Genomic DNA, 25596 nt, shown 5'->3' with positions numbered 1-25596 from the left:
AGCAAAGACGATGTGTCTTGCTTCGGGTGAACGGTTTTTGTCATCTCTCGTTAAATTGGGTTAATACATCCGCTCTTAACTGTTGAAACGCATTTCCCTTCCATCCATAGTACTTCAAGTGCTTCGTGCAAAACACGACGCCTGTCGCACCACTAGGATAGTTGATTGGAATAGGACCCAAGTCAATCCAGTCTCTGAGCCGATAAGACCGATTGTAAACCGATGATTGTATCATCTCGTTGGCGATTAACCATTTCATCAAATCACGTGTCGCATCCAGACTATGCACGATGACGACAGCCGGAGTATGTTCACGCATTAATTTGTGAAACCATTCTTGACCGCTTTGTTTAATAGAAGGGGGAATCGCTTTTAGTTTTTTTGCTGTCGGCGCCGCATACGCATTGATATTCGTCTCTAACACTTCAATCGCTTCATTCGACTGCGTTTCTAACTGATTAACCAGTTGATTCAATCCAATCCTTGTCTTGGAAAAAGGTCGCTTCCCCTTTTCTATGTTCTTCTGCTGGATGAATGCCAAAAACTCTTTCCTATTTGTCATTAAATCAATGTATCGATCGACATCATGATCCACATCTGTTTTCAAAATCGAAGAGGCCGGATTAATGCCTACAATGAAAACATTGGGGTTCGACGTTTTGCATTTACTGACAAACGGTCGTAAGTATTCATTCGTAGTACCTCTCTCAACAAACTCTTTCAATCCGATTCGATTCATGAGACACCGCTCCCTATTCATCTTCAATTTGGAGTGACTCTGCCGACGCCGTATTCGTAATTTTGTGATAGTGCTCAAATTCGTCTGTCACTTCCTCTAGATATTCAGGACCGACGAATAACACGTTTGTTCCCTTCTCGACTAATACGAGAGGGTATCCTTGAAATGTGACCGCATCAATCACATCCTGTACGTTCGATAGAATCAATGTATCTTGTGTAGGATGGAATAATCTCACTTCGTGGAGGTCGAGCCATTGCAACACACGTTTGAGTTCCCATTCTCCATCTAACGCTATGGAGACGAGGACATAATGATCGTTCTGACGCATCAGCACAGCAAAACAATCAGCGAGTTGAATCGACTCTGTCTTCAATTCCATAGCATACTCCTCATAGTTCGGAATGACACAATACTCAAAGTGATCATCGTATGTTCGCAGATGACGTAAATAACGCGCATATTTTTTCTGCTCCCACTGACTCAATTTAATCGGATCGATGACGTACCCCTCCTTTTATATTCCTATTTTTGTAAATACCCAATTTATTGGATCCCTCTCACATAATTCAAAGAAAAAACGAGCATACGATTGTATACTCGTCTTGAATCTATTAATTGTGGACCATGTCCTTTTCCTCTAAACCGAGCGTGATCGCCGTCGATTCGTGAATCGTCTTGAATAAATCCGGGTGTTCTGACAGCTTTAAGCCATACGACGGGACCATCTCTTTGATTTTCGGTTCCCACTCCGGTAAGTGTTGCGGGAAGCACTGCTCGAGCACTTTCAACATGACGTGCACGGCCGTCGATGCGCCTGGAGAAGCACCGAGAAGTGCCGCGACCGACCCATCTTCGGAACTGACGACTTCCGTTCCGAATTGAAGTGTTCCTTTTCCTTGCGGTGTATCTTTGATGACCTGCACACGTTGCCCCGCCACGACGATTTCCCAATCTTCGTTCTTGGCGTTCGGGATGAATTCACGGAGTTCATCCATCCGTTTGTCGTGAGACAAGAGTACCTGCTCGATCAAATACTTCGTAAGTGGCATCTCTTTCGCCCCTGCGGCAAGCATCGTGATGACGTTGTTCGGCTTGACCGAACGAATCAAATCCAAGTTCGATCCTGTTTTTAAGAATTTCGGCGTGAAGCCGGCGAACGGTCCAAACAGCAACTCTTTTCGTCCGTCGATAAAGCGTGTGTCGAGATGTGGGACCGACATCGGTGGTGCCCCGACCTTCGCCTTCCCATACACTTTGGCATGATGTTGCTCGATGACCTCACGATTTTTACAAACGAGGAAGAGGCCGCTGACCGGGAACCCACCGATTTGTTTCGATTCCGGAATCCCTGTCTTTTGTAAGAGCGGCAAACTGCCACCACCGCCTCCGATAAAGAGAAACGGTGCCGTATGCGTCTCAATCGTATTCTGAGACATGTCTTTCACTTTCACTTCCCAATGACCGTTCTCGAGGCGCTTCACGTCCTCGACGCTATGACCGTAGTTGAGCTCGACCCCATTCGATGTGAGATGGTCAAACAACATACGTGTCAATGCGCCAAAGTTCACGTCTGTTCCTGAGTCGATTTTCGTCGCGGCAATCGGTTCATCCGATGTCCGTCCGTCCATGATGAGCGGGATCCATTCCTGTAATTGACTCGGGTCGTCTGATAAGACCATCCCTTCAAATAAAGGATTCGTTGTGAGCGCTTCCAAACGACGTTTCAAAAAGTCGACGTTCTTCTCCCCTTGGACCATGCTCATATGTGGGATTGAACGAATAAAGGCTCCTGGATTCTCAATCAGTCCCTGCTTGACGAGGTGCGCCCAAAACTGGCGCGAGATTTGGAACTGCTCGTTGACGTTGACCGCTTTGGAGATGTCAATCGTCCCGTCTGCGTTCTCTGTTGTATAGTTTAATTCGCAAAGTGCGGCATGTCCCGTACCCGCGTTATTCCATTCGTTTGAACTTTCTTCCCCTGCTGCATCGAGCTTTTCGAACACTTTGATGTTCCACTCCGGTACGAGCTCTTTAAAGAGTGAACCGAGCGTTGCGCTCATAATCCCTGCCCCAATCAAAATGACGTCTGTTCTCGTTTGCGTACTGCTCATGAAAACCCCATCCTTATCCCCTGAATTTTTTGTCATACGATTGAAGAATCCCCATTCCTCAATCGTATATTTTATAATCGTTATACCGATTATAACTCTTTTGTGATGAATGATAAGGGGTTTAGTGCGAAAAAATTCTTTAAGTGAAGTTTGAATTTATAATGAAAAGACGAATGTTATGATGGATGTAAACAAATCTCATAAATGAGGGAGTATCAATGAAAAAAACAGTAAAAGTGGTAGCAGCAGTTATTGAAAATGAAAAACAGGAAATTCTTTGTGCACTTCGTTCAACAACAATGCTCATTCCAAATATGTGGGAATTCCCCGGAGGAAAAGTCGAGGATGGTGAGAATCTACAAGAAGCACTCGAGCGTGAAATATACGAAGAACTACAATGCGAAATTACTGCGCATGAAATCATTAACGAACACGTTCATGAATATGAATCTTTTATTATTCAATTGATTTCACTACGTGCTGAATTAAAATCAGGAAATCCCGTAGCAACAGAACATGATGCATTAATCTGGCTAAAGCGTGAAAATTTACATTCTCTTGTATGGGCACCAGCCGACATACCTGCAGTAAATGATGTGATTAATCAAATAACTAAAGCCGAGAACGTATAAGTTACGCCTCGGCTTTTTTTAATGTGTTTTCTCATGCAAGTAATCATATATCTGTTGATCGACACTCTCTTTTAGCATTAAATTCATAGTGACTACAGGAAGTTCTTGACCATTTTTATTTAGCATTGTTGTGTTTTGTATAGATTGTTGATCGGGTTTCACTTCACCTAAATAATAAAAATCTCCGCCTTCATCGTCATCTTTTTTCACAAATAGATGGATATCAATGTTTTCTTTCTCTGAATCAATAATTTTACGTACTTCTTCAGATTTTGTGGTTCTTCGACTTCGAGTATACCAATGAAATACCTCTGGACTAATAAAGGAATCACCATAATTAACACTAGCTTCAACGTCTTCACTTTTATGATACGTTACAAATATAGGACATGTATGATGCTTAACTTTATAACCATACATTGTAGATTGCTCTTCTTTTTCCCAATTTAATAATCGACATACATCTTTTCTCGTATACTTTTCCAATCTCGTTAACGGTTTTGTTTGATTATATCGTTTACTTCTTAAGATTGATGCTTCTAGTAAGTCGTTTAATAACTTAGCAAACCACTCATTTTGTAACATAGTTTGTATATGTGAAGATAATCGATACGTGCCACGATCAAATTCAATATACGGCTTATTACTATATTTCTTTCGGTCTGCATCGTTAAAGAAATTTAAAGATAACACATTCTCTACTGATTTGAGCGTTGCATCATCTACTCGAACATGATGATCATGTAAGTAGTTAATAAAATTGAATTTACTTATAGAGAGATCAGATGCCAAAAGTTTTAACAAATAAATCTCATGTATTCTTTTACCTGATAAAAGTTCTTGGGTTGCCATAAGTAAAATTTGCTCTTCTTCTTTCGAAAGAGGGGGCACTTCACTTTCAACAACTCTTAAAAAAGCACCATAATGTCCATTTTTAGTTGCTATAACAACTGGATCCATTGAGTGATTATCTATAAAGTCAGTCAACATAGGTTGTCTACCTAATCGATTTTTCAAGTTCTGATATGCTTCTTTTAAAGTTTTTAAATCGGTTAATCTTGCTTGGTTGATTGATTCATAAATTCGTTCTTTAGCAACCGCTTCAAAATTAATAGTTGATGTACCAGAGATATAGCTCCGATCGATTACTTTACGACGAATAGAATCTTTATTTTGAGAACGATCACCTGAGAGAGCAATTGGAATTAAATAATTATTTTTATAGTTTGCTATAAAATCAATAACGGTTACATATCGTTTAGATTTATGCTTTCGTAAGCCCCTTCCTAATTGTTGAATAAAGATAATACTCGATTCAGTTTGTCGAAGCATTACAACTTGATTAATGCTTGGTATATCGATCCCTTCGTTAAATATGTCCACAGTGAGAATATAGTCGAGTAATCCCTGTTCTAGATTATTTACCTCTTGCTTTCGTTTTGCTTGAGTATCATCCCCGGTTAAAGCACATGTTTTAAAGCCTCGAGCATTTAATTGCTCAGACAAATATATTGCTTCTTTTTTAGAACTGCAGAACATTAGTCCTCGCAACTTCTCACCTGAATAGCCGTAGTATTTAATCTTTTCAATAATCCGCTCAACTCTTTCAGTTGATACAAGTTTTTGGAACACTTCAATTTCTTTTTGCTCCCCATCAATTTCAAGATCAGTTACCCCGAAATAATGGAATGGACATAGCATATTTTCTTCAAGTGCTTCTTGTAAACGAATTTCATATGCAATGTTGTAATCGAATAGTCTGAACAAATCATATCCATCTGATCGTTCAGGAGTAGCGGTCATTCCAAGTAAGAACTTCGGAGTGAAATACTCCAACAGTTTTTGATATGTATTGGCTCCGGCCCGATGACTTTCATCAATCAATATGTAATCAAAAGTTTCTTGTGCAAATTGATATAAAGTTTCATCCTTTGAGATGGTTTGAATCGTTGCAAACACATATTTAGAGTCAATTACTCGACTTGTTCCTGACAATATACCGTAATCTTCAATGTTCCCACCAATCACTTTATGAAAATCATTTATGGCTTTTTTCAAAATTTGTTCACGATGGACTACAAATAACATTCGCTTCGGTTCATATCGACGAACGTCAAATGCAGCTAAGTATGTTTTCCCAGTCCCCGTAGCTGATACAACAAGTGCGCGTTGATGACCTTGCTGTCGGACTGCATCAATACCGTCTAAAGCAGAACGTTGCATGTCATTCGGCTTAATTTCAAGCTCCCGCTTGACTTGATTAAAATCGTGCATACTTGGAAACTCAGCAACTCGATCTCTAACCATTGGACGATATACATTTTCATAGGCTTTAATCCATTCTAAGGTTAGAGGAATCGATTCATTCCACATTGTTTTGAATCGATTGAAAAAGTGTTGAACAATTTCACCGTTTTCATGAGATGTTAGTTTAATATTCCATTCGTAGTTTGTTTTTAATGCTCCTGCAGTTAAGTTTGAACTACCAACAATTAACGAAAAGTAGCCTTCATGTTGAAAAATATATCCTTTTGAATGAAATGCATTCACATCTGCAATTTTTACGTCAACATTCGAAATTTTCAAAAGTTCTTTGAACATTTTTGGCTGATTAAACAGTTGATATGTAGAAGTGATAATCTCGCCTCGAATACCTTTTTGATTTAAGTCATATAATGTTGATTTAAGTGTTGCCAGTCCTGATTCTGTAATGAACGCAACAGCAAATCGAAACTTCTTACAAATTTTCAATTCATCGAGTAACGCGGTCAATACATCCTGTCTTTTAACTCGTTCGTTTACTAAAAGTTCTGGTTTAAACGGACTAGAATGATAATGATCTTTATCTATAAACCCAGTATAAAGAGAGTTTTCTAATTGTCTTTTCAAATGATCCATTTGTTCCTCCTACTTATCATTAAGTAAATTGAAATATATTCTATGATATGAAATAGTTTTACATATATTTCATTATTGGCTTTTCACTAAAAATGATCAAGGAGAATCCACATGCCCACACTCTATCTGATTCGACACTGCTCGGCTGCAGGCCAAGAACCGGACGCTTCGCTCACGGAAGCAGGTCACGCCCAGTCACTACTACTTCTTGATTTCTTTCGTGAAACCCCGATTGACCGGATCATCTCAAGCGACTACACCCGAGCAGTCGCTTCGGTCACGCCGCTCGCCGATATGCATCAACTTCCAATCGAGCGTGAACCGTTACTGAGAGAACGCATCCTATCTCACGAACCGCTCGAAGACTGGCTGACCCCATTACGTCAGTCGTTCAGCGAACCGACCTTCAAGTTGCCTGGTGCCGAATCGGCTGAGGAGGCGACGCAGCGCATCCTACAAGTCGTCGAGCACGCCAAAGCTCCGCATGCTTCGACCCTATTGGTGACACACGGCAATCTGCTCGCACTCTTATTGCAACATCTCGACCCGCAATATGACTTTGAGACATGGCGTAAGATGCGTAACCCAGATGTCTATCGTCTCGATTATCATGACAGCACACCGTCCATCGAGCATATTTGGCCAAACAAATAAGCCGTCTCGCGATGAGACGGCTTTTGTCACTTCTCTACGAAAAACATCGAGATGGCACCAAGCCCGACATGTGTCCCGACCGAGACCCCCATCTGCATGAGGTAAATCTCGCCGGCAAAATCGGTTTCGGTTTCGAGCTTCGCTTTTAAGTTCTCTGCAATCCGTTGGTCCGATGTGTACCCGATGATTACGAAATTCGTGATGTCCGGGTTGACGCGTTTCACGAACTCGTCCGTATAATGCTTCAGCACTTTACGGGTGCCTCGTTCCTTGGCAACAATGGCTCCTTTCCCGTTCTTCATACTCATGATGGGTTTTACCATCAGTAGTTTCCCGATGATAGCACTCGCGTTTGAGATTCGTCCGCTCTTAATCAAGTGGTCGAGGTCATCTACGGATAAGAAGTGCTTCACTTTCGTCTTGTACGTCTCATTGAAGTCAACGAGCTCTTCGAACGTCGCACCGGCTTCACGCATCTGTGCGCTCTTCAACAACAGCCAGCCGCTACCATGACTCATCGAACGAGAGTCGACGACATGGATTTTGACAGGTGAGTCAGGATGCGCCTCTTCAAAGTATTCTTTTCCAATGACCGCCGATTGATACGATCCGCTCGTCCCACTCGACATGCAGATACATAAAATCTCCTCATGGCCGGCAGCGACCGCATCTTCCATCAATCGTAAGAACGTCGCTGGGCTCGGCATCGCCGTCGTTGGGAATTCCGGGAGCGCTTCCAACATTCCGTAAAAATCATCCGGCTGGATATCCACCCGGTCCTGGTAAGACATATTGTTCATGGTGATGATCAACGGCGCGACCCCGATGTTGTACTGTTCAAGCACTGCATCTGATAAGTCACACGTCGAATCTGCTAATAATTTAATCATGCATTCCTCCAAAACTTTCTCCATAAGTGACGGGAATCATCCTATAACTTCGTCGATTCCGACGTCACGATAGGACCTCTTCTAGTGTAGCAGATTTGGAGGGGGAAATGTTTTTTTACTGGGGTTGATGTGCGACTTGTTTTTCATGTTGCAAGAGCCATTCTTTTCGCCAAAGTCCACCGGCATAGCCCGTCAATTTCCCAGTCGATCCGATGACGCGATGACAAGGCACGACGATGCTCAGTTTGTTGCGTCCGTTCGTTGCTCCGACTGCGCGAACAGCCGTAGGTCGCTTCACGCGTTCGGCAAGTTCGCGGTAAGAAGCCGTCTCCGCATACGGGATGGTTTGTAACGCATCCCACACGTCATGCTGAAACGTTGTCCCGATTTGCTCAGTCGGGAACGTGAACGTCATACGCTCGCCACGAAAGTAGGCGATTAGTTCATCCCGGCACTGTCGCAATACATTTGGTACATCTTGCTCCATACTTCGTTTGCTTTCCCGTTCGACGAATAAGATCGATTGAACGACCTGCTCCGTCCCGATGATTTCTAGGACGCCAATCGGTGTCTCCACGTCTAATTTATACGTTCCCATATAATGACCTCCACAGATAGAATGTCGCGTATCCTTCAAAACCTTGCCACGATTCACCGTAGCGCTTCACTTCTTCAATCGTTGGTTTCTTCGCTGTCCCTAACTGATGCTGAATCGCTTGATGCAATCCGACATCCGCAATCGGAAAGGCTGATGCGTCCTGAAAACACTTCATCAACACATAGTCTGCTGTCCATGCTCCGACACCTCGTATCGCGAGTAACCGTTGACGGATATCAGCTGAAGAGTGTGATTGTAAAGCCGTTTTTGACAGGTCTCCATTTGTTATTTCCCGTGCAATATCAATGACATACTCCGCTTTCCTGCGACTGAATTGAAGCTCACGTAATTCTTCCGGTTCGAGCAAGGCGATTCGTTCCGCCCGCGGGAACGTCCAGTATGCTCTTCCTTCGATGACTCGATGGTCTCCATATCGTTCAACAAAGCGTCGTTTGATCGTATACGCAAACGACAAGGTGATTTGTTGTCCGATGATGGCCCATGTGAGGGCCTCGAACAAATCTGGGAAGCCAATCATCCGTAACCCGCGATGTGTTTCAATCAACGGTGCCAGCAATTCATCTTTCGCCCCCATCGTTTCAAACGGTTTTAAATCGCGCTCAAGGTCTAACCAGTTTCGTACCTCACGTGCGACATGTTCCTTTTCTGTCTCTGATACTTCATCGAAAGGGAACCGTACATGAATATGATTCACCTCTTCTCGAAGCTCGATCAGGATGAGCCGTTCCCCGATTCGCATCAACTTTCGAACCATGTCAGGTGTGGTCACATGGAGCACTTCTTGTTCTGACCGACTTAAAAAGACGAGACACTCTTGAAAATCAAACGGCTGCTGAACAGCGAGTAGCATCTCTGTCATAGGTCCTCTCCTTTTCGATACGTGTTCGGTGTACAGCCTTTTACTCGTCGGAACACACGGTAAAAGTTCGATGGTGTTTGAAAACCGACCTCATAGCAGACCGTCAGATTACTCATGTCGGTCGTTCGCAATAAATAAGCCGCCTTGTCGATTCGAATCCGTTCAAGTAGTTGCCTCGGAGTCTCTCCTGTCGCCTGGGTGAATGTCCGCTCTAAATGAAAGGGACTCAGTTGGGCGTGTTCGGCAATCTGTTCAAGGCGAATGGGTTGTTTATAATGGTTCACGAGATACGCCGTCACTTGTTGAACGAGCGCACGGTGTGGGGCGTGTTCGACTTCTGGCTGACATCGCTTGCACGGTCGAAATCCATTCGTCTCTGCTTCTTCTCTCGTTACGTAAAAATCAACGTTCTCTTTCTTCGGTTTGCGGGATCGGCACGATGGTCGGCAATAGATCCCTGTCGTTTTTACGGCTGTATAGAACAATCCGTCATAAGTTGCATCGCAGGCGAGCACTTTCGCCCACTTTTCGTCAAACGTCAACATCTCCACACCCCTTTCTTCTCTCACTGTAGCAAATCTAAAATCAACATTTCGTCCTCTTTCTTGCGCTTACAATCCCCTCTTTTTGAAACGTTTTACAGATTTCAATCGTATCCTATAGTACGATTTAGACAGAAGCTGCTGTCAGTCCTATGGCAGATAAGGAGAAGATCGCAATGCGTACTCGTTTTTCATGGAAACAATTAAAATGGCTCATTCCTATAGCGTTAATCGGTTTGATTTTGATTCAGAGCGGACAAGAGTTGAAAGACCTCTCGCTCGCGACCGCCTTCACGACACTGAAACAACTGACCGGTTGGGAACAGTTCACACTCATCCTACTCGGTGGGATCGCTGTCTTGACGATGACGGGCTACGACTATTTCTTGCTACGCTCTTTACATATCGAGCTACCGAAACGAAAAATCGTTCAAACAGCGTGGATCACGAACTCGATGAACGGGATGCTCGGCTTCGGCGGCGTAATTGGGATTGCCCTTCGTACCTCCCTCTACCGTCCCTATACGGATACGAAACGCCTACTCCGTGCCATCGGCTGGATGACCCCGACACTCATCAGTGGTCTGTCCATTCTTTCCATCGGTGTGCTCCTCGGAATCTTCCCGGCCGGCGGGCTTGTCGGTACGAAACCGTGGATTTGGCCGGTGCTACTCGCCGTGAGTGCGATGCTCCCATTTTATTTGTTCGTCACATCACGCCGATCAAATGTCGGGTGGTCCACTCTGCTCGGGTACACGATGACCTCGCTCGCAGAATGGGTCACCGCAGGATTCGTCGCCATTTATGCCTTGACGTTACTGGACGGGTCGGCCTCGTTCGTGCAACTCTTCGGGGTATTCATCGTCGCGACGGTCGTCGGTGTCGTCTCCCTCGTCCCTGGGGGTGCCGGAACGTTTGACTTACTGTATCTCGTTGGGATGACTCAACTTGGGATTCATCAAGACATCGTCCTGTCTTCACTAATCATCTATCGATTCGTTTATTTTGTCGTTCCCTTTTTAATTGGACTTTTTCTCGCAGCCATCGCATTCGGAGATCAGGTCGTCAAACAAATCGAGTATCGGCCAATCATCGGGTCCTCTTATGAGATTGGGACCGTCGTCTGGCGCATCGTTTCGCGGACGCTTGCGAGGATTGGACGCCTGACTGGAAGTCTCATCGCACTCATGAGCAGTCTGTTGATTTGGTTCCAGACGCTTCTCCCGAGCGTGACGCCGCTCTATGAAGTGAATCGTTGGTTTGAATGGATTGGGACCCTTTTCTTATTGAGTGCCGGGCTTCTCATGTTTTTGTCTGTCTATGGCATGTATGTGCGGACGAAACGAACGCTCTGGTTACTGAACACTGCCTTCATCTTGGCGACCATCGGGGTCATCGCTCGTGGTTTAAACCTGTTTGAGACCTTCGTCGTCATCGGGTTTGCGATGTTCGTCTGGTTGACACGTAAACGACACGTCCGATACCGTTCGATTTTAACGACAGGACGTCTCATCCGAAGCTTGATTTACGTCCTGCTCTATGTCGGCACCCACGCCCTCTTGTTGCAGTCATTCGCAGGTACAGACGACTTGTTCTTCACATCGCATCAAGCCGGCTGGTTGACGACGTTCGTCTTATTGTTAACTTCAATCGTAGCAAGTGTACTCCTGCTCTTGTTCGATCGTTGGAAACGTCCGGCGCTTGGAGAGGCCTATGATGAACATCGCATCCGACAGTTTCAGGCAACACAGCCCACATCGAGCAGTTTTGATTTGGCCCATATGGCAGATAAGCGTTTTTACATGAACGAGGCAGGAGATGCGTGTCTGTTGTTTGCGACGACTCGGAACCATGCCATCGTCCTTGGTGATATCCAAGGAGAGAAACAGGCTGCGACTTCTCTTTTGACGCAATTCATTGAAGATGCGGATCGAATCGGGTATATTCCTTTATTTTATCAAATTACACCGAATTGGATGCCTCGCCTTCATGATGCCGGATTCACGTTCTTCAAATTAGGGGAAGAGGCGACGATTGACGTCTCGGCCTTCTCCTTATCCGGGAAGAAGCGTGCAAACATGCGCTCTCTCTACAATCAGTTTGAGAAGAAAGGGATCACGTTCGACATCGTCTGTGAACCGAGCCTCTTGCTGTTACAAGAGTTAAAAGACATCTCAGACGAGTGGATTGGGAATCGAAATGAGAAAGGCTTCTCTCTCGGATTCTTCGATTATGAAACGTTGACACGTTATCCGATTGCCTTGTTGCGAGATGCGGACGGTGTCGTCGTGGCTTTCATTTCGCTACTCCGAGGAGACGGGGCCATCTCCATCGATTTGATGCGTTCGAAAAATGATGCGCCGACCGGATCGATTGAAGTGTTGATCCTTCACATCATCGAATGGGCTCGCGCAGAAGGCCATGATCATGTCGGGCTCGGCGTGGCACCACTTGCCGCCGTCGGAGAGCAGACGTTCTCCCATTGGCCGGAACGCGTCGCCGCCGACATTTTTGAAAACATCAGTTACATTTATCCGTTCAGTGGCTTACGACAGTTCAAACAGAAGTTCAAACCGTCGTGGGAAGGACGCTATCTCGCGTTCCGCCAGCGTCGTAAATTGTTGCCATCAATTTTACGAACAGCGCGATTGATTAGTCGGAAACGCTAAAAAACAGGAATTTCTCACGATGAGAAATTCCTGTTTTGTGTATCCTCTTATTTCAACGTCACACTCACATTGTCAATCGTGATGTCATGAGCCCCGAGTGGCGACCCTTCTGTGCGTCCCATCAAGAACTTCAATCCTGTGACATCTGTCACCGGCATCGTCACTTCAAACGTGTACGTGTTCGTTTCCGGTGTGACCGAAACGACCTCGCTCAAATAGCGATAGTAGCCGGCATTTTCCAATGTCACTTCAAATGAACGAGCGACTGTAGAAGATGCATCGAATTGGACGATGTACGTTTGATCTTGTTGTAACTCGAGACCGCCTTGCTCCATGAGCACACTCCACGCTTCGTTCCCTTCTTGCGTAATCGAGATACGCGCCGCCTCATTTACCGCTTCGACAGCAGCCTGTGCGTCAAAGTGGACATAAGAGCCCCAGTTGGTGAGACCTTCTGTGAATGCACCGTTTTTAAGTGGAGACGGGTCGATATAAACCGGTGTGACATCGCGCAACTCGACGTCATCGATTTCAATCGCACCTTTTTCAGAACCGAGAATGAACTGAAGCTGACTCATGAGGTCCGTTCCGGCTTCCATCGTGAACGGAATTTCATACGTATCGAATGCTTTAGATAGCGCGATACGCTCTAGCGGAAGGTAGGCATCCCCATCCGATCCGTTCAATCCGACTTGAAGACCGTCTACACGTTCTGCACGGGCTTTGAAGCGAAGAACATATTCATGTCCCTCTTGTAGCTGAATGCCTTGTTGCACCAATGTGGCGGGTGCTCCTTTTTTCTTGTTCGTTTCAAAACGGAAGAGACGCTCTACTGGGTCGACTGTTCCTGTCCCTTTCGTGACACCTGGGTCGAACGTCCAATACGTCATGCGATCCATCGCGCCTTGGTCGAACGTGCCGTTATATACGTGATTTCCGTCGCCAAGCATCGGTTTCGTCGCATTCGGATTGAATGCCTCACGAGGCGTCTGCTCGACACGAACGTTCCCGATTTGGACACCTGACGTGCTGAGTCCGACGTTGAACTCGAGACGTGCCGCAAGATCTGTTTCTTCTGTCATATCGAATGTCATCGAGTACGTTTGAACGTCTGTCGTCAAATCGAATGACCCTTCATCAGAATATTTTGCATAGCCTCGGTCCGGACCCCCACCGACTTTAACGGCAATGGAACGCGCCGCATCCGCCTTAGCGTCAAACGTCACTTTATAGTGGCCACCTTGTCCGAGCGATACGTTTTGAATCAATTGATGCGAATATGGTTGGCTTCCTGCTTGATCAATCGAAATGTCAGCAAAACGTGACCCTGCCAAGTCAATCACATCGATGGAACCGACGCCACCAAAGTCAGGAAGCGCCACGTAGTTCCAATACGTCGGGTTGAGCGCCTGCGCACCGTTCGTTACCGTCGTAATCGGTTCAATGTAGTCTTCGTCATAGACAAGGTTTCCGTCTTCTAGAGGTTGTTTCGCACCTTCCGGTAACACAACTTCCTCATCTGAATATGTCGGCTCGACAGCATCGCGATACTTCCCGTTCTTCAAGTCAAAGACGCGGACGTAATCGACTTCCATCTCTGCCGGGAATGGTGTCGTCTCGTCAACATCCCCATCGAACCATCCACCGACCGCCAAGTTCATAATCAAGTAAAAATCTTGGTCGAATGGTGCAGGGTAGCTATATTTCGATGCTTTGTTTGCTTCTTTCGCATACCAGTCGTTTTGTGTTTGATAGAGCTGACCATCTACATACCAACGAATCTCACCTGGTTCCCACTCGACTGCATATGTATGCCACTTGTCGATGCCGTCACCTTCTGCGAAGTGATAATCTTTCCCCGTATATTTGTTGTTCGGCCACGTTTCCCCGTAGTGAATCGTGCCGGCGACTTTATCTGGCTGACTGCCCCACGATTCCATGATGTCGATTTCACCCGATGCGGCCCAACCACCGTAGCGGTCTTCTTCTGGCAGCATCCAAAACGCCGGCCACAGTCCTTTACCGGTTGGAAGTTTAGCTCGCATCTCATAGCGACCATATGTCTTACTGAACGTCCCCTTCGTCGTCAACTTCGCCGATGTGTAGTCATAAGTGCCGAATTGATCCGATGCTTGCTCTTTCTTCGCACGGATGACGAGCTTCCCATCTTTTACGAAAGCGTTTTCGTTTTTGTCCGTGTAAAATTGTTTTTCATTGTTTCCCCAACCGGCAGCGACTGGATTTCCATCTTTGTCGACAATCCAGTTCCCCGTTTCAAAATTCCATTTCGAGTGATCGATTTCAGACTTGCTAAACTCATCTGACCAGACAAGTTTCCACTTAGCGTCATCGGCTTTTGAACTCTTTTCAGCCGGCACCTCTTGTGGCAAGGATAGGGCAAGGCCTGTCCCGAGTGCGAGTGCAACCCATTTCTTCATCGTGCGTCCTCCTTTAGGATAAATGATTGTCATATGTCAGCCCGTACTTTTGAAAGCGATTTCCGAAAGCGCTTTCGATAAATTCATTATAGATTTTTCTTTGCTAAAACTTCAACCACTTTTCGGAAGTGAAATCAAACTGACACATAAAAAAGCACCGACTCACGTCGATGCTTCCCGTAGTTCCCAATTCGAAATTGTCACGTCAAAACCTGTCGCATTCACATCCGGACTACAGGCATATGGACCGATGCGTAATGTCGATACGTCATGGAGATGGGCAATGCGAAGCTGTTCACGCATACCGTCACTATATTCAAAGAAAATCTCCACATCTCCATCTGTATACACGATTTCAAACGTCAACGGATTGCGAACCATGTCATTTGAAAAATCACGTGTCGACCAATCTGAATAGCCAAACGAAGTGACGACTGCGCCAAGATGGGACGGTCCATCCGGAATGTACTCGACAGACGTCTTGATCCAATGGTCATCGTTCACATATAAGACGATTCCGGCCTGATCATATGTATGGCTCGGTTCCATCTGGATTGTCGCCCGACATGTAAATCGTTTGGCTTTGACGTCTGTCAATAACGCATGTGCCGTCATCCGATTGAATCCGTAATGTGTGTTTCGCCAAAAGTCCGTATCTGGCAAAGTGCGGAAAGTGAGCGGTTCAAATCCGTTCACGCTTTTTGGTTCATTTATCCACTTGTACGTATGCATGATGATTTATCCCTCCCCATTGTCCTCGCATGGCAAACAGTAACGGTATCATTGGCGTATGATACGGTATGAATTCATGCTGTTGAATCATCTGCAGAATCGTCGCCTCATCCGCCCACTTCACGGCTTGCACTTCAGATTCTTGAAGCGTCAGCTCGTTCAAATCCACTTCCATTTCGACCAAATAAATATCGTCAAATCCTTCGTCAAAATTGACTGTCAGATGGGGTCGTGTCTGAGATAGATCAAGCTTGAGCCCAATCTCCTCTTCGAGTTCCCGCATGGCGGCTTGCTGGCTTGTATCTCCTACCGTGGCACTTCCACCGACTGTGATATCCCACATGTTGGCCCAACCATCCTTGAACGGTTGGCGCTGTTGAATCAACATCTCGCCCTTTTGGTTAAAGATACACACGTGAATCACAAGGTGATACTCGCCTTCTGGCAAACGACTTCCCCGTTGCCACGTGCGACCGGTCTTCTCTCGGTCGACCGTATAAACGTCCCAAAATTCCATTCGATACTCCCCTTTATGTTGCTGCGCTAGATGCCGCTGCTTGATCTGCTTTCGCGCAATCGATCGCTACGACGATAGAGATGAGCAAATGCTCCATCTCTGGTTCTTCGACACGAATCTCGTAACTATCTCCCCACGAGAACCATTTCTTTTGCACACTTCCAATCGATTGTCCGTTCTTCGTCACATTAAAGTCCATGTCCCACCAATCGCCTTGGACATCGATCCCGGCCGCATCGATGGAATATTTCGGTTTGAAAAACGAGAACTCTTTCGAGATGGTCATCATATCTGAGCCGTCCACTTCCACAAAAAATTTCGGCAAAAAACTGAACGTCTTTTTCGTGATTGTCGTGACCGTCTGATCGTTCGTATCTTTGATTTCGAATGATTTTGGAAACTTCATAAAGCTACCTTCGATGAAATATTTGTCATGTCCGTCCGCATCCTTGATGGTGAAACGTCCGCGTAAGCTTAACACTTTTTGTTTCATGTAGAGCGTGTGCATGATGATCCCTCCGATTTGTTGTAGTCCTTTACTTACGAGTCCAATCCAGAAATCGATTCACTTATAGCGAAGCCGTCTCCTTTGAAACGATATCGAGAACTTCTGCCAAGTGATTCACAACGTAATTCGCTTCTTGTAACTCTACTTCTTGTGCGAAGTCAAAACGACAGCCGATTGAAATGAGTCCGTTCGCTCGTGCAGCCGAGATATCCGATAATCGGTCACCTACCACGAAGCCCTCCTGCAGTTCATACTTCTTCACGATTTCAGCCACCAAATCGCCCTTATCCAACGTGTCGATTTGTTGAATGCTATAAGTTTCTGTGATCCAACGATCCAATTCATAACGCGTGACGATGGCTTGTAAATAGTCCACCAAACCATTGCTTGCGACGAAGATGGAATGCCCCATTTGATACAATTGTTCAAATAGTTCGAGTACCCCTGCATATAATGCTCCATTCCCGTTTTCAATGTTTTTGATGAGTCGTGTTAAGAAATAGGCATCGACCTCTTCTCTAGTTTGCTCATCGTATTGTGGGAGCAATGTGTTCCAAACAACTGGCAACGGTACCCCCATGATGTTCCGATATTGATCAATCGGTGTCGGACCTTTCCATTTTTCTTCACTTCGTAAATGATCAAACGTTTCATCTAGCGCCCGTTCCAAAATCAAATCTGTCCGAAACAATGTTCCGTCCATGTCAAAAATCACTGCGTGTTTCATCCGCTTCCCCCTCGTTAATCGAATCATGGTTGTCTGTCTATCATACGACAACTTCTGTCAATTCAACTCATCGTTTCGTACTTCGTATAGCTCGAGTAAGATGGTCTTAGTAGTAATCTTTCAAAAACGGATGAGGTGAGCAATGATGTGTCATCAAATTTCCATCGAGATTAATCTTGATTCATTAACGTACTCTAATCAAATTATTGGTGAAATCAACTTTGTCATTGATACATACGATTATTTCCCGGGAGTCGGTTGGTCTGATTTCGTTGCTGTTATATTAAAATGGTGGATTGACAGCTGTCGGGCGATTTTACACGCTCCACTAAAATCTATTCATTCGTTTCCATTTATGGATGGTCCCCTTTCTATATCAGCCAAAAAAATATCTTTGTCTGAACTCGAATTATCATCTACGAAAGATGGTCAAATGAAGACGAAAATCGGTATCGTTTCAATTGAAGAACTGAAAGTTGCTCTTATTAAAGCAACACGACAGTTTATCAATGCAGTAAATCGATTGGGCTGGGAAAACGAAGAGGTCGATGTATTACGACATACAATCAAATCACTAGAAGCATATTAAAGAATGAACAGACTGCTCGTGAATAAAATTGAAAACCATGGCGCTTGATTGGTTTTGTTGATTTAACATAAAAAGACCTGACTGGATTGTCAGGTCTGCAGTGCCGTATGAACAAAAGTATGCAAAGCCTCTTGGCTCGTGATGTGTTCATTGCACGTCTTACTGTCTACACATACATATGTGCCGATGGCTTTGTAATAGTCCGGATTTTTCGCTTGTTTCGCTTTCGTGATCGTAACGCAGTACGTCACATCCGTGAACTGATTACAAAAGGCACATATATTTTTCTTCGTATTCGTACTCGGTTTACATGCAATGCCAATCAATTGACCTTCGTATTGGCAAATTATCAACTTTTGATTGGAACGTCCATCGTTCCAACCTAGATACGTGAGTCGTCCAAAATCAACATCGGATAACTCCGGTAAACGAAGCTTCTTTTGTTTCGGGAACAAACTCTTCAGTTGCTCGGCAGAAATAACGGGAAATGGTTGAACCCATTCTCGTAATCGTTGCATATATTCGTCGAACGCTTCGTTCGTCTGTAGCGTTGTGAACTGTAACAGCTTTAGTTGTTCAGTCGTTGCCTCAGGGAATGCATACATCACTTTCGATTGTGCCAAGTCGATGACTGCTCGCAAGACAGAAGGCGGCAGGCTTTGCATTCGACTCTCTTTGACGAGCATCACTTGTTCTTTGATGAGATTATATTGTTCGTTTTGAATAAATGGATCTGACATTTTGTCGCCCCCTTCCTTAATTCTCAGTTTACAGGAAACAATGCTTCCTTACTGTGTACACTTTGATTAAGAAATATAGTCGACCTAAAAAGGCACGACTAGCGAACTAGTCGTACCTCCTTCATGTCGAACGGTATACAATCTTTCGAATCGTGTGCGTCGCCAAATGATAGGACATGGCCAGATTTTCGATTCGCTCTCCGTTCCGAAACGCTGCGCGTATGGCTTCGTTTCGTTCATCAAGTAATTGTTTTCCACCGTTGACCGACCCCCATTTCCGTTTCGTGTCAGTCGGGGTCGGCACATATAACGTTTCACCTTGTACGTATTGTTGCACCTCTTGCAACAATCGTTCTGGCAGGATTTGTTGCGCATTGACGTACTTCATCATACCTCGCTCCTTATTGAATGAATCCAATCCGATAAGGGAGCAAAGCCAAGTGGTTTACGTTAAAATCAAGCGATCAAGGTATTCGTTTCGCCCCATGCAAGTGATCGCCTTTCGTCCAAATGGCTTTGCATGAGTGCGTGAAGACCTAGAAAATCGAAGCCGATTTTCCACGGGTATGCGCCTCCTTTACGATGTGTCGTTCTTTCGATTATACCGGATTCAATGAATCGGCAAAAGGGCGGCTCAGCCGTTCTTCATACTGAATTCATCTGCGAGCTTGAAGGACACGTCCTTCACTTCTAGACCGCTCAGTGCGAAATAGAGTTGGAGATAATTATGTTGGTTCAAGAAAAAGACCTGTTTCGTCTGCGTCACCCATTCTCCGTCCGTCCCATTAAACGTGAACGTCGCACCCGGGATATTGTTCGCAAACAACGTCACCGGCATCTGTGCCAACTCTCCCGCGTTCGAACGGGCCGTCAACGTGATATCATACGTCCCCGTTTGGTCGACCGAGATGGCGAAGACATGTGTGTTCCCTGTCGAAGTATCGATTCCTGACAAATCCACATGTTCCCCGTTTTCGAGATGCTGATAGTCTAACTCAAATGCATCCTGTTGGTTCGTCTCATCTTCAAAGCCGAGCACCTCGACGGAACCGTCATGAATCCCGAGAAGACGCTCCATCGCCGGTGATTTCAAGATGAACGCACAGATGTTCCGCGCGCTCCGCAACAACTCGCCTCGTGTCACCACGCCTTCTTCGAGCGATGCCATCGTATTATCCTCGAACGAGTTGAGGTCCGGGCGATCGACGACCATATACAAGTCGTTTTGCGAGCGAACCATCGCTGCCGTGTTTTGACGATTGGCCGACTCATCCTCACGGAAGTTCACTTTTGCCCACCAGTCTGTCATGACGATGCCGTCAAAGCCCCACTCGTCCCGTAAGATACGCGTATTTTGATCATATAGACCTGCCGTCCAGATGCCGTTGACCGCTCCATATGTCGTCATGATGGACGATGCGCGTCCTTCTTTCACTGCCATCTCGAACCCTTTCAAATAAATCTCGCGTAACGCGCGTTCTGAGACGACCGAATCGATATCATGACGATGCGCCTCTTGGTTGTTGGCGCTGAAGTGCTTGAGCGTACCCGTCACGCCGACGCGATGCATCCCATTCAGTTGGGCGACTGCCATCTTCCCAGTCACATGTGGGTCTTCTGAGAAGTACTCGAAGTTCCGTCCGTTCAACGGGTTGCGATGAATGTTCATCCCGGGTCCGAGCAACGTGTCGACGCGGTTTTTTCGCATCTCGAGCCCTGTCATCTCGAACAAGTCTTCGACGAGATCGACGTTGAACGTGGACGCCAACAGTGTCCCGTTCGGAAGTGCGAACGCCTTCGTCCCGATATCCATACGAATGCCTGATGGACCATCGGCACAACACGCCGCTGGAATCCCGAGTTCGTTCAATCGGTCGGACACCCCACCAAACGCAGCTGCCGTCCCCGGTGTGACGCGTGGTGAGTTCATCCCTTGTCCGCGGACAATCGCAGCCAAATCCTCATCCGTCAATTGATCTAGAAATGCGTCGAGCGAAGCCTTTCCATGATACACATCACTCAATTTGATGCCTTGGTCATCTGTGAAAGGTCGCGTCTCAGGACGTTCTTCCAAATAGCGCGTCTCCACGTCAACGGCACGAAGCGGTGTCGACTCATAACCCACTTCCAATCCTCGTTCGCCTTGAATCGGTTTCATCCGTTCGAACGGGAGGACGGGTGCCATATTTTCACTTAACGTCTCAAGGACACGTTGCTCCTGCTGCTCGACTTCGAGAGCAAATGTAGCCGAACGCACATCCGTTCCGGCATATAAGCGATATGTCCCTGCTTCTAGAACGAAGCTCGATTCATGACCCGTCACGCCAGAGTCGTCGTAGCTCGCAAAGTCAGTCATGTGGACGTTGAACGAAAGCGTTTGTTGTTCACCCGGTTCAAGAAGCAAGGTCTTCTCGAACGCCACCAATGACCGGAGCGGATTCCCGAGCTTCCCTTGTGGCTTCTCGACGTAGAGTTGGACGACTTCTTTCCCGTCACACTCACCCGTGTTCGTCACTTCCACCTCAACCGTTAAAACGCCATCTACTTCTGCCGTACGCTTCACTTTAGTATTGAATGTCGTATAAGACAGTCCGAATCCGAACGGGTATAAAACGTCATCTTTCGCGAACGTCTCGAAGTAGCGGTAACCGACATAGATGTCTTCTTGATAAATTCCTTTATCCGCATGACCGAAGTTCTTTGTCGACGGATAATCCTCGATGGATCGGGCAATCGTATCCGTCAGTTTCCCGGAAGGACTTACGTCTCCAACAAGTACGTCGACGAGTCCTTTTCCGCCTTCCATCCCTCCTTGCCATGCATAGAGGATGGCACTCGGCTCATTCGCCCACTTCATGTCGATGATGTTCCCGACGTTCAACACGACGACCGTCTTGTCGAAGCGTTTCGTCACGCGCTCGATCATCGCGTGTTCGATATCCGTCAATAAGTAACTACCCGGATCGGCCGTGTTGTCACGGTCTTCTCCTGCCGTACGTCCAATCATGATGAGGGCGACATCCGATTTTTGTGCCGCCTGTTCGACGAGCTCGTCCGTTACGTCCATCTCTTGTTGCGACCACGGTTCACCGGCCCAACCGACACCTTGGTCGAACGGATTCTCCTTCACCCATTCCTCATACGTCGCATAGAGCGATTCATTGATGTGAATGTCTGGGCGCTCGCGTAGTGCCTCAAGCGGTGTCGTGACGTGCCCGACGTTCACCATCCCACCGGATCCCGTACCGCTCTTATAGTAATGGAACTGGCTACGACCAAATACGGCTAGCTTCGTTTCAGGCTGTAACGGGAGGGTCTTCTGTTCGTTTTTAACTAATACGACGCCTTCCGCGACCGCTTGACGTGCCAATTCCTCATAACGCGTCCAATCCAATGTATACTGTTTCATTTCGTCAGCTCCTTCAGTCCTTTTGCGATTTCATTCATGCAATCGTCTGCCTGTGGATAGTCGCCCAACTTGTCCATGAAGGCATGGTCCATCCCACGATATTGAACGAGTCGTGTTGGAACGCCCGCTCCTGAAAGTTTCCGCGCATACGCTTCTCCTTCAAGTCGTAAGTAATCGTACTCGGCCGTCACAATCAAAGTCGGTGGTAAACTCGAGAAATCGTCTGCGAATAATGGTGATACGAGTGGATGTGTGACATCCGCCATTCCTTGAAGATAGAGGTCATTAAAAAATGAGTCCGCATCGGCGAGTGCGAGCACGACACCTCGAATCAGATCGTGATGGTGTGAGATATCGTACGCATCGAGTGCCCATTCAAAATCATCTGTCGGAATCGTTCCCAGATTGACGACAGGATAGACGAGTGCTTGATAACAAATGCGCCCCTCCCCTCGTTCTTGCTCCATCAGACAGCAAGCCGTTGCCAAATTTCCTCCGGCACTGTCTCCGGCGACGCCGATTCGGTCTTTGAGGATGTTCAATTCATTCGAATGTGCGTGTACCCATTCAAAGGCGCGGTAACAGTCATTCAATCCGGCCGGGAACGGATGCTCCGGGGCAAGACGATAATCGACGGAGATGACGACCGCGTTCGCCCGTTCCGAAAGCAATTTACAAGGATTCTCGACCGTATCGAGCGTTCCGCCGAAGAACCCGCCACCATGGAAGAAGAGGATGACTGGGATGGCTTCAGTATGACTCGGACGATACAGACGGACCGGAATATCCCCGTCCTCACTAGGAATCATGAGATACTCCGTTTTGATGTCAGTCGTCGTCCGATCCTGATTCGGCCAACCCATGCTGGCACGTGCCGCCTCGAGGTCAAATGCTGTATCCGGTTCATCGTGTGAAGAATGATTCGCGGTCAGCGTTTCGAACACGCGTGAGTCGAGATCGCCGGTGCGGTCTGAATCCGGTATGGGTTTGATGATGGTTTCAAGGTGGTTCGCGTGCGTTCGATATTGGCTTTGTTGAAGATGTTGGACGAGATATTTATAATCGGATTCCATTATGTAAGCCCCTTTCTTTCAATGTTTCTGAACCTATAAAAATATTGTTATCGGGAAAAGTTGTACATCGGCTCATCGCATGATACGTTGTTGGAACAGATCACTAAAGGAGTGTTATTGATGTACAACTGCGTTAGCTGCAACAAACAATTAACAGAACATGAAATCATCCATACAGATGAACTTGGTCACTTTGGTGATCCAATCAAACAGTATTGTGATTCTTGTTTTATTGAGGGAGCAAAAATCGGTTTTCACAAGTTGGAGATTGGTTGCTGCACAGCATGCCAACAACCGTTAGTTTTACAATTTGATAAGGAAGAAACCGCTAGCCTGGCTCGCGAAGATAAAACGGTTCATTACATATGCCCTCAATTGCTAGAAGCGTATCAACAACAAAATGAAGAGCTGATCGAACAGTTAGAAGATGTTCATGACCAGTTTATTTTTTATGTGATTCAACCCGACGCGACGTTGCCTGACTTCGGATAATGGATTCTCATTCGCTTTCCTACCGTCTTTCGGTCTATAATGGACTGTATTGCAAATAGACATTGAAATTTTCTGAAGCAGAAGTTTTCACGAAAGAATGAGGTTACCCATGAACAAACAGCAATTTACTGATTATCGCCTGAGCGACGAGATCACGCGCGCGTTGGGCATTATGAAATACGAATCACCGACTGAAGTACAACAGCAGGTCATCCCGCGTGCGCTCGAGCGCGAAGACTTAGTCGTCAAAGCACAGACGGGAAGCGGAAAGACAGCTGCTTTCGGGATTCCGGTCATCGAGCTCATCGACTGGGCCGAAAATAAACCCCAAGTGCTCGTCTTGACGCCGACACGCGAACTCGCCGTTCAAGTACGGGAAGACATGACGAACATCGGACGTTTTAAACGAATCAAAGCGACTGCCGTCTACGGGAAAGAACCGTTTTCGAAACAACGTGAAGAGTTGAAACAAAAGACACATATCGTCGTCGGTACGCCAGGTCGCGTCATGGACCATATCGAGCGTGAGACCCTTTCACTCGACCGCATCGAATACTTGATTATCGATGAGGCGGACGAGATGCTCAACCGCGGCTTCCTCGCTGACGTCGAGAAGATTCTTCAACAGTTGCCGAAAGACCGCGTCACAATGGTCTTCTCAGCGACATTCCCACAAGATATCGAACGTCTCTGCCAGAAGCATATGAATGCTCCGGCACGTGTCGCGATCGAATCGACCGGCATGACCGCTTCGACAATCGAGCACCGTCTCCTCCCGGTTCACCGGAACGAGAAACTGGCTGTGCTTCAAGACATCACGGTCGTCGAGAACCCGGACAGCTGTATGATTTTCTGTCGGACGAAAGAGAACGTCGATACGGTGTACGCCGAGCTCGACAAAGCCGGTTACTCGGCTGAACGCCTTCACGGCGGACTCGAGCAAGAGGACCGTTTCGCCGTCATGAACGGATTCAAGATGGGTAACTTCCGCTACCTCGTGGCGACAGACGTCGCAGCACGTGGAATCGATGTCGATAACGTCGAGCTCGTTATCAACTATGATGTTCCTGTCGAAAAGGAAAGTTACGTGCACCGGACAGGTCGTACCGGACGTGCCGGCAAACAAGGAACAGCGATCACGCTCATGACCCGTCAGGAAGAACGTCTCATCGGAGCGATCGAATCATACGTTCAATTTGAGATTCCGATGATCGATGCACCGACAGAAGCGGAAGTTGCGGCTAACCAAGATGCCTTTGAGCAGAAGTTGAGCGGACGACGCGTCGTTCGAAACAACAAGACAGCTCGTATTAACCAGGACATCATGAAGCTTCACTTCAGTGGCGGGAAGAAGAAAAAACTTCGCGCCGTCGACTTCGTCGGAACAATCGCCAAAATCCCTGGTGTATCCGCTGACGACATCGGAATCATCACAATCAATGATCAGATGACGTACGTCGATATTCTGAACGGAAAAGGTTCGATCGTCCTTCAAGCGATGGAGACGACGCCGGTCAAAGGGAAGAAACTCAAAGTAAGCAAAGCGCGTAAATAATACAAATCTAGCCTCAAAGATGATATTCGTCTTTGAGGTTTTTTGTTGTTTCACAAATTCCGAAAGCGCTTTCGATAAACACTAAAAAAATATGGCTTTTAGAAAACGTTTTCACCTGCATCATACCTGTATCAAAGTTTGAATTCAACCTTCCTCACTTGATTGTCAAAAAAGAGCCCAAGGTTTACATCTTGGACTCT

At 46.3% G+C, this 25596-nt stretch carries 23 protein-coding genes; 6 read left to right on the top strand and 17 right to left on the bottom strand.

Annotation, left to right across the window (positions count from 1 at the left end; genetic code table 11):
• Positions 1-40 precede the first annotated feature (40 nt).
• The 3 genes from EAT1B_RS15945 to EAT1B_RS09120 all read right to left on the bottom strand — a co-directional run bounded on the left by EAT1B_RS15945 (position 41) and on the right by EAT1B_RS09120 (position 2853).
• A complete protein-coding gene (locus EAT1B_RS15945) occupies positions 41-739 on the bottom strand; it encodes a hypothetical protein (RefSeq protein WP_015880280.1) in 699 nt (232 codons plus the stop codon).
• A gap of 13 nt (positions 740-752) precedes the next feature.
• The gene (locus EAT1B_RS09125) at positions 753-1121 is read right to left on the bottom strand and encodes a hypothetical protein (RefSeq protein WP_015880279.1); all 369 of its coding nucleotides are present in this window, start codon (positions 1119-1121) and stop codon (positions 753-755) included.
• Between the two features lie 232 nt (positions 1122-1353).
• Positions 1354-2853: a malate:quinone oxidoreductase gene (locus tag EAT1B_RS09120; protein ID WP_015880278.1), complete on the bottom strand. Its 1500-nt coding sequence runs from the start codon at positions 2851-2853 to the stop codon at positions 1354-1356.
• Positions 2854-3071: 218 nt separating this feature from the next.
• Between EAT1B_RS09120 and EAT1B_RS09115 the strand changes: the two genes are divergently transcribed.
• Positions 3072-3485, top strand: coding sequence for a (deoxy)nucleoside triphosphate pyrophosphohydrolase (locus tag EAT1B_RS09115; protein WP_015880277.1), 414 nt, complete (start codon positions 3072-3074; stop codon positions 3483-3485).
• 18 nt (positions 3486-3503) lie between these two features.
• On the opposite strand, the gene EAT1B_RS09110 is transcribed toward EAT1B_RS09115, so the two are convergent.
• Entirely contained in the window at positions 3504-6383 is a 2880-nt protein-coding gene (locus EAT1B_RS09110; protein WP_015880276.1) for a DUF3427 domain-containing protein, read from the bottom strand.
• A gap of 111 nt (positions 6384-6494) precedes the next feature.
• Here EAT1B_RS09110 and EAT1B_RS09105 point away from each other — a divergent pair, with 111 nt between their 5' ends.
• A complete protein-coding gene (locus tag EAT1B_RS09105; protein WP_015880275.1) occupies positions 6495-7037 on the top strand; it encodes a histidine phosphatase family protein in 543 nt (180 codons plus the stop codon).
• A gap of 26 nt (positions 7038-7063) precedes the next feature.
• On the opposite strand, the gene EAT1B_RS09100 is transcribed toward EAT1B_RS09105, so the two are convergent.
• From EAT1B_RS09100 to EAT1B_RS09085, 4 genes are all read right to left on the bottom strand, one after another.
• The gene (locus tag EAT1B_RS09100) at positions 7064-7927 is read right to left on the bottom strand and encodes a DegV family protein (RefSeq protein ID WP_015880274.1); all 864 of its coding nucleotides are present in this window, start codon (positions 7925-7927) and stop codon (positions 7064-7066) included.
• A gap of 115 nt (positions 7928-8042) precedes the next feature.
• A complete protein-coding gene (locus EAT1B_RS09095) occupies positions 8043-8525 on the bottom strand; it encodes a methylated-DNA--[protein]-cysteine S-methyltransferase (RefSeq protein WP_015880273.1) in 483 nt (160 codons plus the stop codon).
• On the bottom strand, positions 8512-9405 hold the full coding sequence (locus EAT1B_RS09090; RefSeq protein ID WP_015880272.1) for a DNA-3-methyladenine glycosylase: 894 nt from the start codon (positions 9403-9405) through the stop codon (positions 8512-8514). Before EAT1B_RS09090 ends, EAT1B_RS09095 begins: the two co-directional genes overlap by 14 nt.
• The gene (locus EAT1B_RS09085; protein ID WP_015880271.1) at positions 9402-9950 is read right to left on the bottom strand and encodes a bifunctional transcriptional activator/DNA repair enzyme AdaA; all 549 of its coding nucleotides are present in this window, start codon (positions 9948-9950) and stop codon (positions 9402-9404) included. Before EAT1B_RS09085 ends, EAT1B_RS09090 begins: the two co-directional genes overlap by 4 nt.
• A 173-nt stretch (positions 9951-10123) precedes the next feature.
• On the opposite strand from EAT1B_RS09085, the gene mprF reads away from it, so the two are divergent.
• Positions 10124-12616 carry a bifunctional lysylphosphatidylglycerol flippase/synthetase MprF gene (mprF, locus tag EAT1B_RS09080; RefSeq protein WP_015880270.1) on the top strand — a complete coding sequence of 831 codons (2493 nt, stop codon included), beginning with the start codon at positions 10124-10126 and terminating at the stop codon, positions 12614-12616.
• Between the two features lie 47 nt (positions 12617-12663).
• Here mprF and EAT1B_RS09075 read toward each other — a convergent pair whose 3' ends face one another.
• The 5 genes from EAT1B_RS09075 to EAT1B_RS09055 all read right to left on the bottom strand — a co-directional run bounded on the left by EAT1B_RS09075 (position 12664) and on the right by EAT1B_RS09055 (position 17538).
• Positions 12664-15054 (bottom strand): carbohydrate binding domain-containing protein, encoded by a 2391-nt coding sequence (locus EAT1B_RS09075; protein WP_015880269.1) that lies wholly within the window; start codon positions 15052-15054, stop codon positions 12664-12666.
• Positions 15055-15216: 162 nt separating this feature from the next.
• Positions 15217-15786 (bottom strand): DUF1349 domain-containing protein, encoded by a 570-nt coding sequence (locus tag EAT1B_RS09070; RefSeq protein ID WP_015880268.1) that lies wholly within the window; start codon positions 15784-15786, stop codon positions 15217-15219.
• Positions 15761-16303, bottom strand: a complete 543-nt coding sequence (locus tag EAT1B_RS09065; protein ID WP_015880267.1) for an NUDIX domain-containing protein — start codon at positions 16301-16303, stop codon at positions 15761-15763. Before EAT1B_RS09065 ends, EAT1B_RS09070 begins: the two co-directional genes overlap by 26 nt.
• A 13-nt stretch (positions 16304-16316) precedes the next feature.
• On the bottom strand, positions 16317-16811 hold the full coding sequence (locus tag EAT1B_RS09060) for an LURP-one-related/scramblase family protein (RefSeq protein WP_015880266.1): 495 nt from the start codon (positions 16809-16811) through the stop codon (positions 16317-16319).
• A 61-nt stretch (positions 16812-16872) separates the two neighbouring features.
• Entirely contained in the window at positions 16873-17538 is a 666-nt protein-coding gene (locus tag EAT1B_RS09055) for an HAD hydrolase-like protein (RefSeq protein WP_015880265.1), read from the bottom strand.
• A 142-nt stretch (positions 17539-17680) separates the two neighbouring features.
• Here EAT1B_RS09055 and EAT1B_RS09050 point away from each other — a divergent pair, with 142 nt between their 5' ends.
• Positions 17681-18127 carry a hypothetical protein gene (locus EAT1B_RS09050; protein ID WP_015880264.1) on the top strand — a complete coding sequence of 149 codons (447 nt, stop codon included), beginning with the start codon at positions 17681-17683 and terminating at the stop codon, positions 18125-18127.
• 89 nt (positions 18128-18216) lie between these two features.
• Here the strand turns inward: EAT1B_RS09050 and EAT1B_RS09045 are convergent, their stop codons facing one another.
• From EAT1B_RS09045 to EAT1B_RS09030, 4 genes are all read right to left on the bottom strand, one after another.
• Positions 18217-18867: a FusB/FusC family EF-G-binding protein gene (locus EAT1B_RS09045; RefSeq protein ID WP_015880263.1), complete on the bottom strand. Its 651-nt coding sequence runs from the start codon at positions 18865-18867 to the stop codon at positions 18217-18219.
• 121 nt (positions 18868-18988) lie between these two features.
• A complete protein-coding gene (locus EAT1B_RS09040) occupies positions 18989-19255 on the bottom strand; it encodes a CD3324 family protein (RefSeq protein WP_041917957.1) in 267 nt (88 codons plus the stop codon).
• 246 nt (positions 19256-19501) lie between these two features.
• Positions 19502-22276 carry a glycoside hydrolase family 3 C-terminal domain-containing protein gene (locus EAT1B_RS09035; protein WP_015880261.1) on the bottom strand — a complete coding sequence of 925 codons (2775 nt, stop codon included), beginning with the start codon at positions 22274-22276 and terminating at the stop codon, positions 19502-19504.
• Positions 22273-23349, bottom strand: coding sequence for an alpha/beta hydrolase (locus tag EAT1B_RS09030; RefSeq protein WP_015880260.1), 1077 nt, complete (start codon positions 23347-23349; stop codon positions 22273-22275). The genes EAT1B_RS09035 and EAT1B_RS09030 overlap by 4 nt, the downstream gene beginning before the upstream one ends.
• Before the next feature lie 120 nt (positions 23350-23469).
• Here EAT1B_RS09030 and EAT1B_RS09025 point away from each other — a divergent pair, with 120 nt between their 5' ends.
• Entirely contained in the window at positions 23470-23841 is a 372-nt protein-coding gene (locus EAT1B_RS09025; protein WP_015880259.1) for a hypothetical protein, read from the top strand.
• A 109-nt stretch (positions 23842-23950) separates the two neighbouring features.
• The gene (locus EAT1B_RS09020; protein WP_015880258.1) at positions 23951-25396 is read left to right on the top strand and encodes a DEAD/DEAH box helicase; all 1446 of its coding nucleotides are present in this window, start codon (positions 23951-23953) and stop codon (positions 25394-25396) included.
• Positions 25397-25596 lie beyond the last annotated feature (200 nt).

Source organism: Exiguobacterium sp. AT1b, assembly GCF_000023045.1.
GTDB lineage: Bacteria > Bacillota > Bacilli > Exiguobacteriales > Exiguobacteriaceae > Exiguobacterium.
The sequence above is the reverse complement of the archived record's forward strand: the minus strand, read 5'-3'. Positions and strand labels throughout refer to the sequence as shown.

Excerpts from the sequence above, each read along its gene's own strand:
- EAT1B_RS15945 (WP_015880280.1), bottom strand. The coding sequence starts at position 739 with ATGAATCGAATCGGATTGAAAGAGTTTGTTGAGAGAGGTACTACGAAT.
- EAT1B_RS09125 (WP_015880279.1), bottom strand. The coding sequence starts at position 1,121 with ATGGAATTGAAGACAGAGTCGATTCAACTCGCTGATTGTTTTGCTGTG.
- EAT1B_RS09120 (WP_015880278.1), bottom strand. The coding sequence starts at position 2,853 with ATGAGCAGTACGCAAACGAGAACAGACGTCATTTTGATTGGGGCAGGG.
- EAT1B_RS09115 (WP_015880277.1), top strand. The coding sequence starts at position 3,072 with ATGAAAAAAACAGTAAAAGTGGTAGCAGCAGTTATTGAAAATGAAAAA.
- EAT1B_RS09110 (WP_015880276.1), bottom strand. The coding sequence starts at position 6,383 with ATGGATCATTTGAAAAGACAATTAGAAAACTCTCTTTATACTGGGTTT.
- EAT1B_RS09105 (WP_015880275.1), top strand. The coding sequence starts at position 6,495 with ATGCCCACACTCTATCTGATTCGACACTGCTCGGCTGCAGGCCAAGAA.
- EAT1B_RS09100 (WP_015880274.1), bottom strand. The coding sequence starts at position 7,927 with ATGATTAAATTATTAGCAGATTCGACGTGTGACTTATCAGATGCAGTG.
- EAT1B_RS09095 (WP_015880273.1), bottom strand. The coding sequence starts at position 8,525 with ATGGGAACGTATAAATTAGACGTGGAGACACCGATTGGCGTCCTAGAA.
- EAT1B_RS09090 (WP_015880272.1), bottom strand. The coding sequence starts at position 9,405 with ATGACAGAGATGCTACTCGCTGTTCAGCAGCCGTTTGATTTTCAAGAG.
- EAT1B_RS09085 (WP_015880271.1), bottom strand. The coding sequence starts at position 9,950 with ATGTTGACGTTTGACGAAAAGTGGGCGAAAGTGCTCGCCTGCGATGCA.
- mprF (WP_015880270.1), top strand. The coding sequence starts at position 10,124 with ATGCGTACTCGTTTTTCATGGAAACAATTAAAATGGCTCATTCCTATA.
- EAT1B_RS09075 (WP_015880269.1), bottom strand. The coding sequence starts at position 15,054 with ATGAAGAAATGGGTTGCACTCGCACTCGGGACAGGCCTTGCCCTATCC.
- EAT1B_RS09070 (WP_015880268.1), bottom strand. The coding sequence starts at position 15,786 with ATGCATACGTACAAGTGGATAAATGAACCAAAAAGCGTGAACGGATTT.
- EAT1B_RS09065 (WP_015880267.1), bottom strand. The coding sequence starts at position 16,303 with ATGGAATTTTGGGACGTTTATACGGTCGACCGAGAGAAGACCGGTCGC.
- EAT1B_RS09060 (WP_015880266.1), bottom strand. The coding sequence starts at position 16,811 with ATGCACACGCTCTACATGAAACAAAAAGTGTTAAGCTTACGCGGACGT.
- EAT1B_RS09055 (WP_015880265.1), bottom strand. The coding sequence starts at position 17,538 with ATGAAACACGCAGTGATTTTTGACATGGACGGAACATTGTTTCGGACA.
- EAT1B_RS09050 (WP_015880264.1), top strand. The coding sequence starts at position 17,681 with ATGATGTGTCATCAAATTTCCATCGAGATTAATCTTGATTCATTAACG.
- EAT1B_RS09045 (WP_015880263.1), bottom strand. The coding sequence starts at position 18,867 with ATGTCAGATCCATTTATTCAAAACGAACAATATAATCTCATCAAAGAA.
- EAT1B_RS09040 (WP_041917957.1), bottom strand. The coding sequence starts at position 19,255 with ATGAAGTACGTCAATGCGCAACAAATCCTGCCAGAACGATTGTTGCAA.
- EAT1B_RS09035 (WP_015880261.1), bottom strand. The coding sequence starts at position 22,276 with ATGAAACAGTATACATTGGATTGGACGCGTTATGAGGAATTGGCACGT.
- EAT1B_RS09030 (WP_015880260.1), bottom strand. The coding sequence starts at position 23,349 with ATGGAATCCGATTATAAATATCTCGTCCAACATCTTCAACAAAGCCAA.
- EAT1B_RS09025 (WP_015880259.1), top strand. The coding sequence starts at position 23,470 with ATGTACAACTGCGTTAGCTGCAACAAACAATTAACAGAACATGAAATC.
- EAT1B_RS09020 (WP_015880258.1), top strand. The coding sequence starts at position 23,951 with ATGAACAAACAGCAATTTACTGATTATCGCCTGAGCGACGAGATCACG.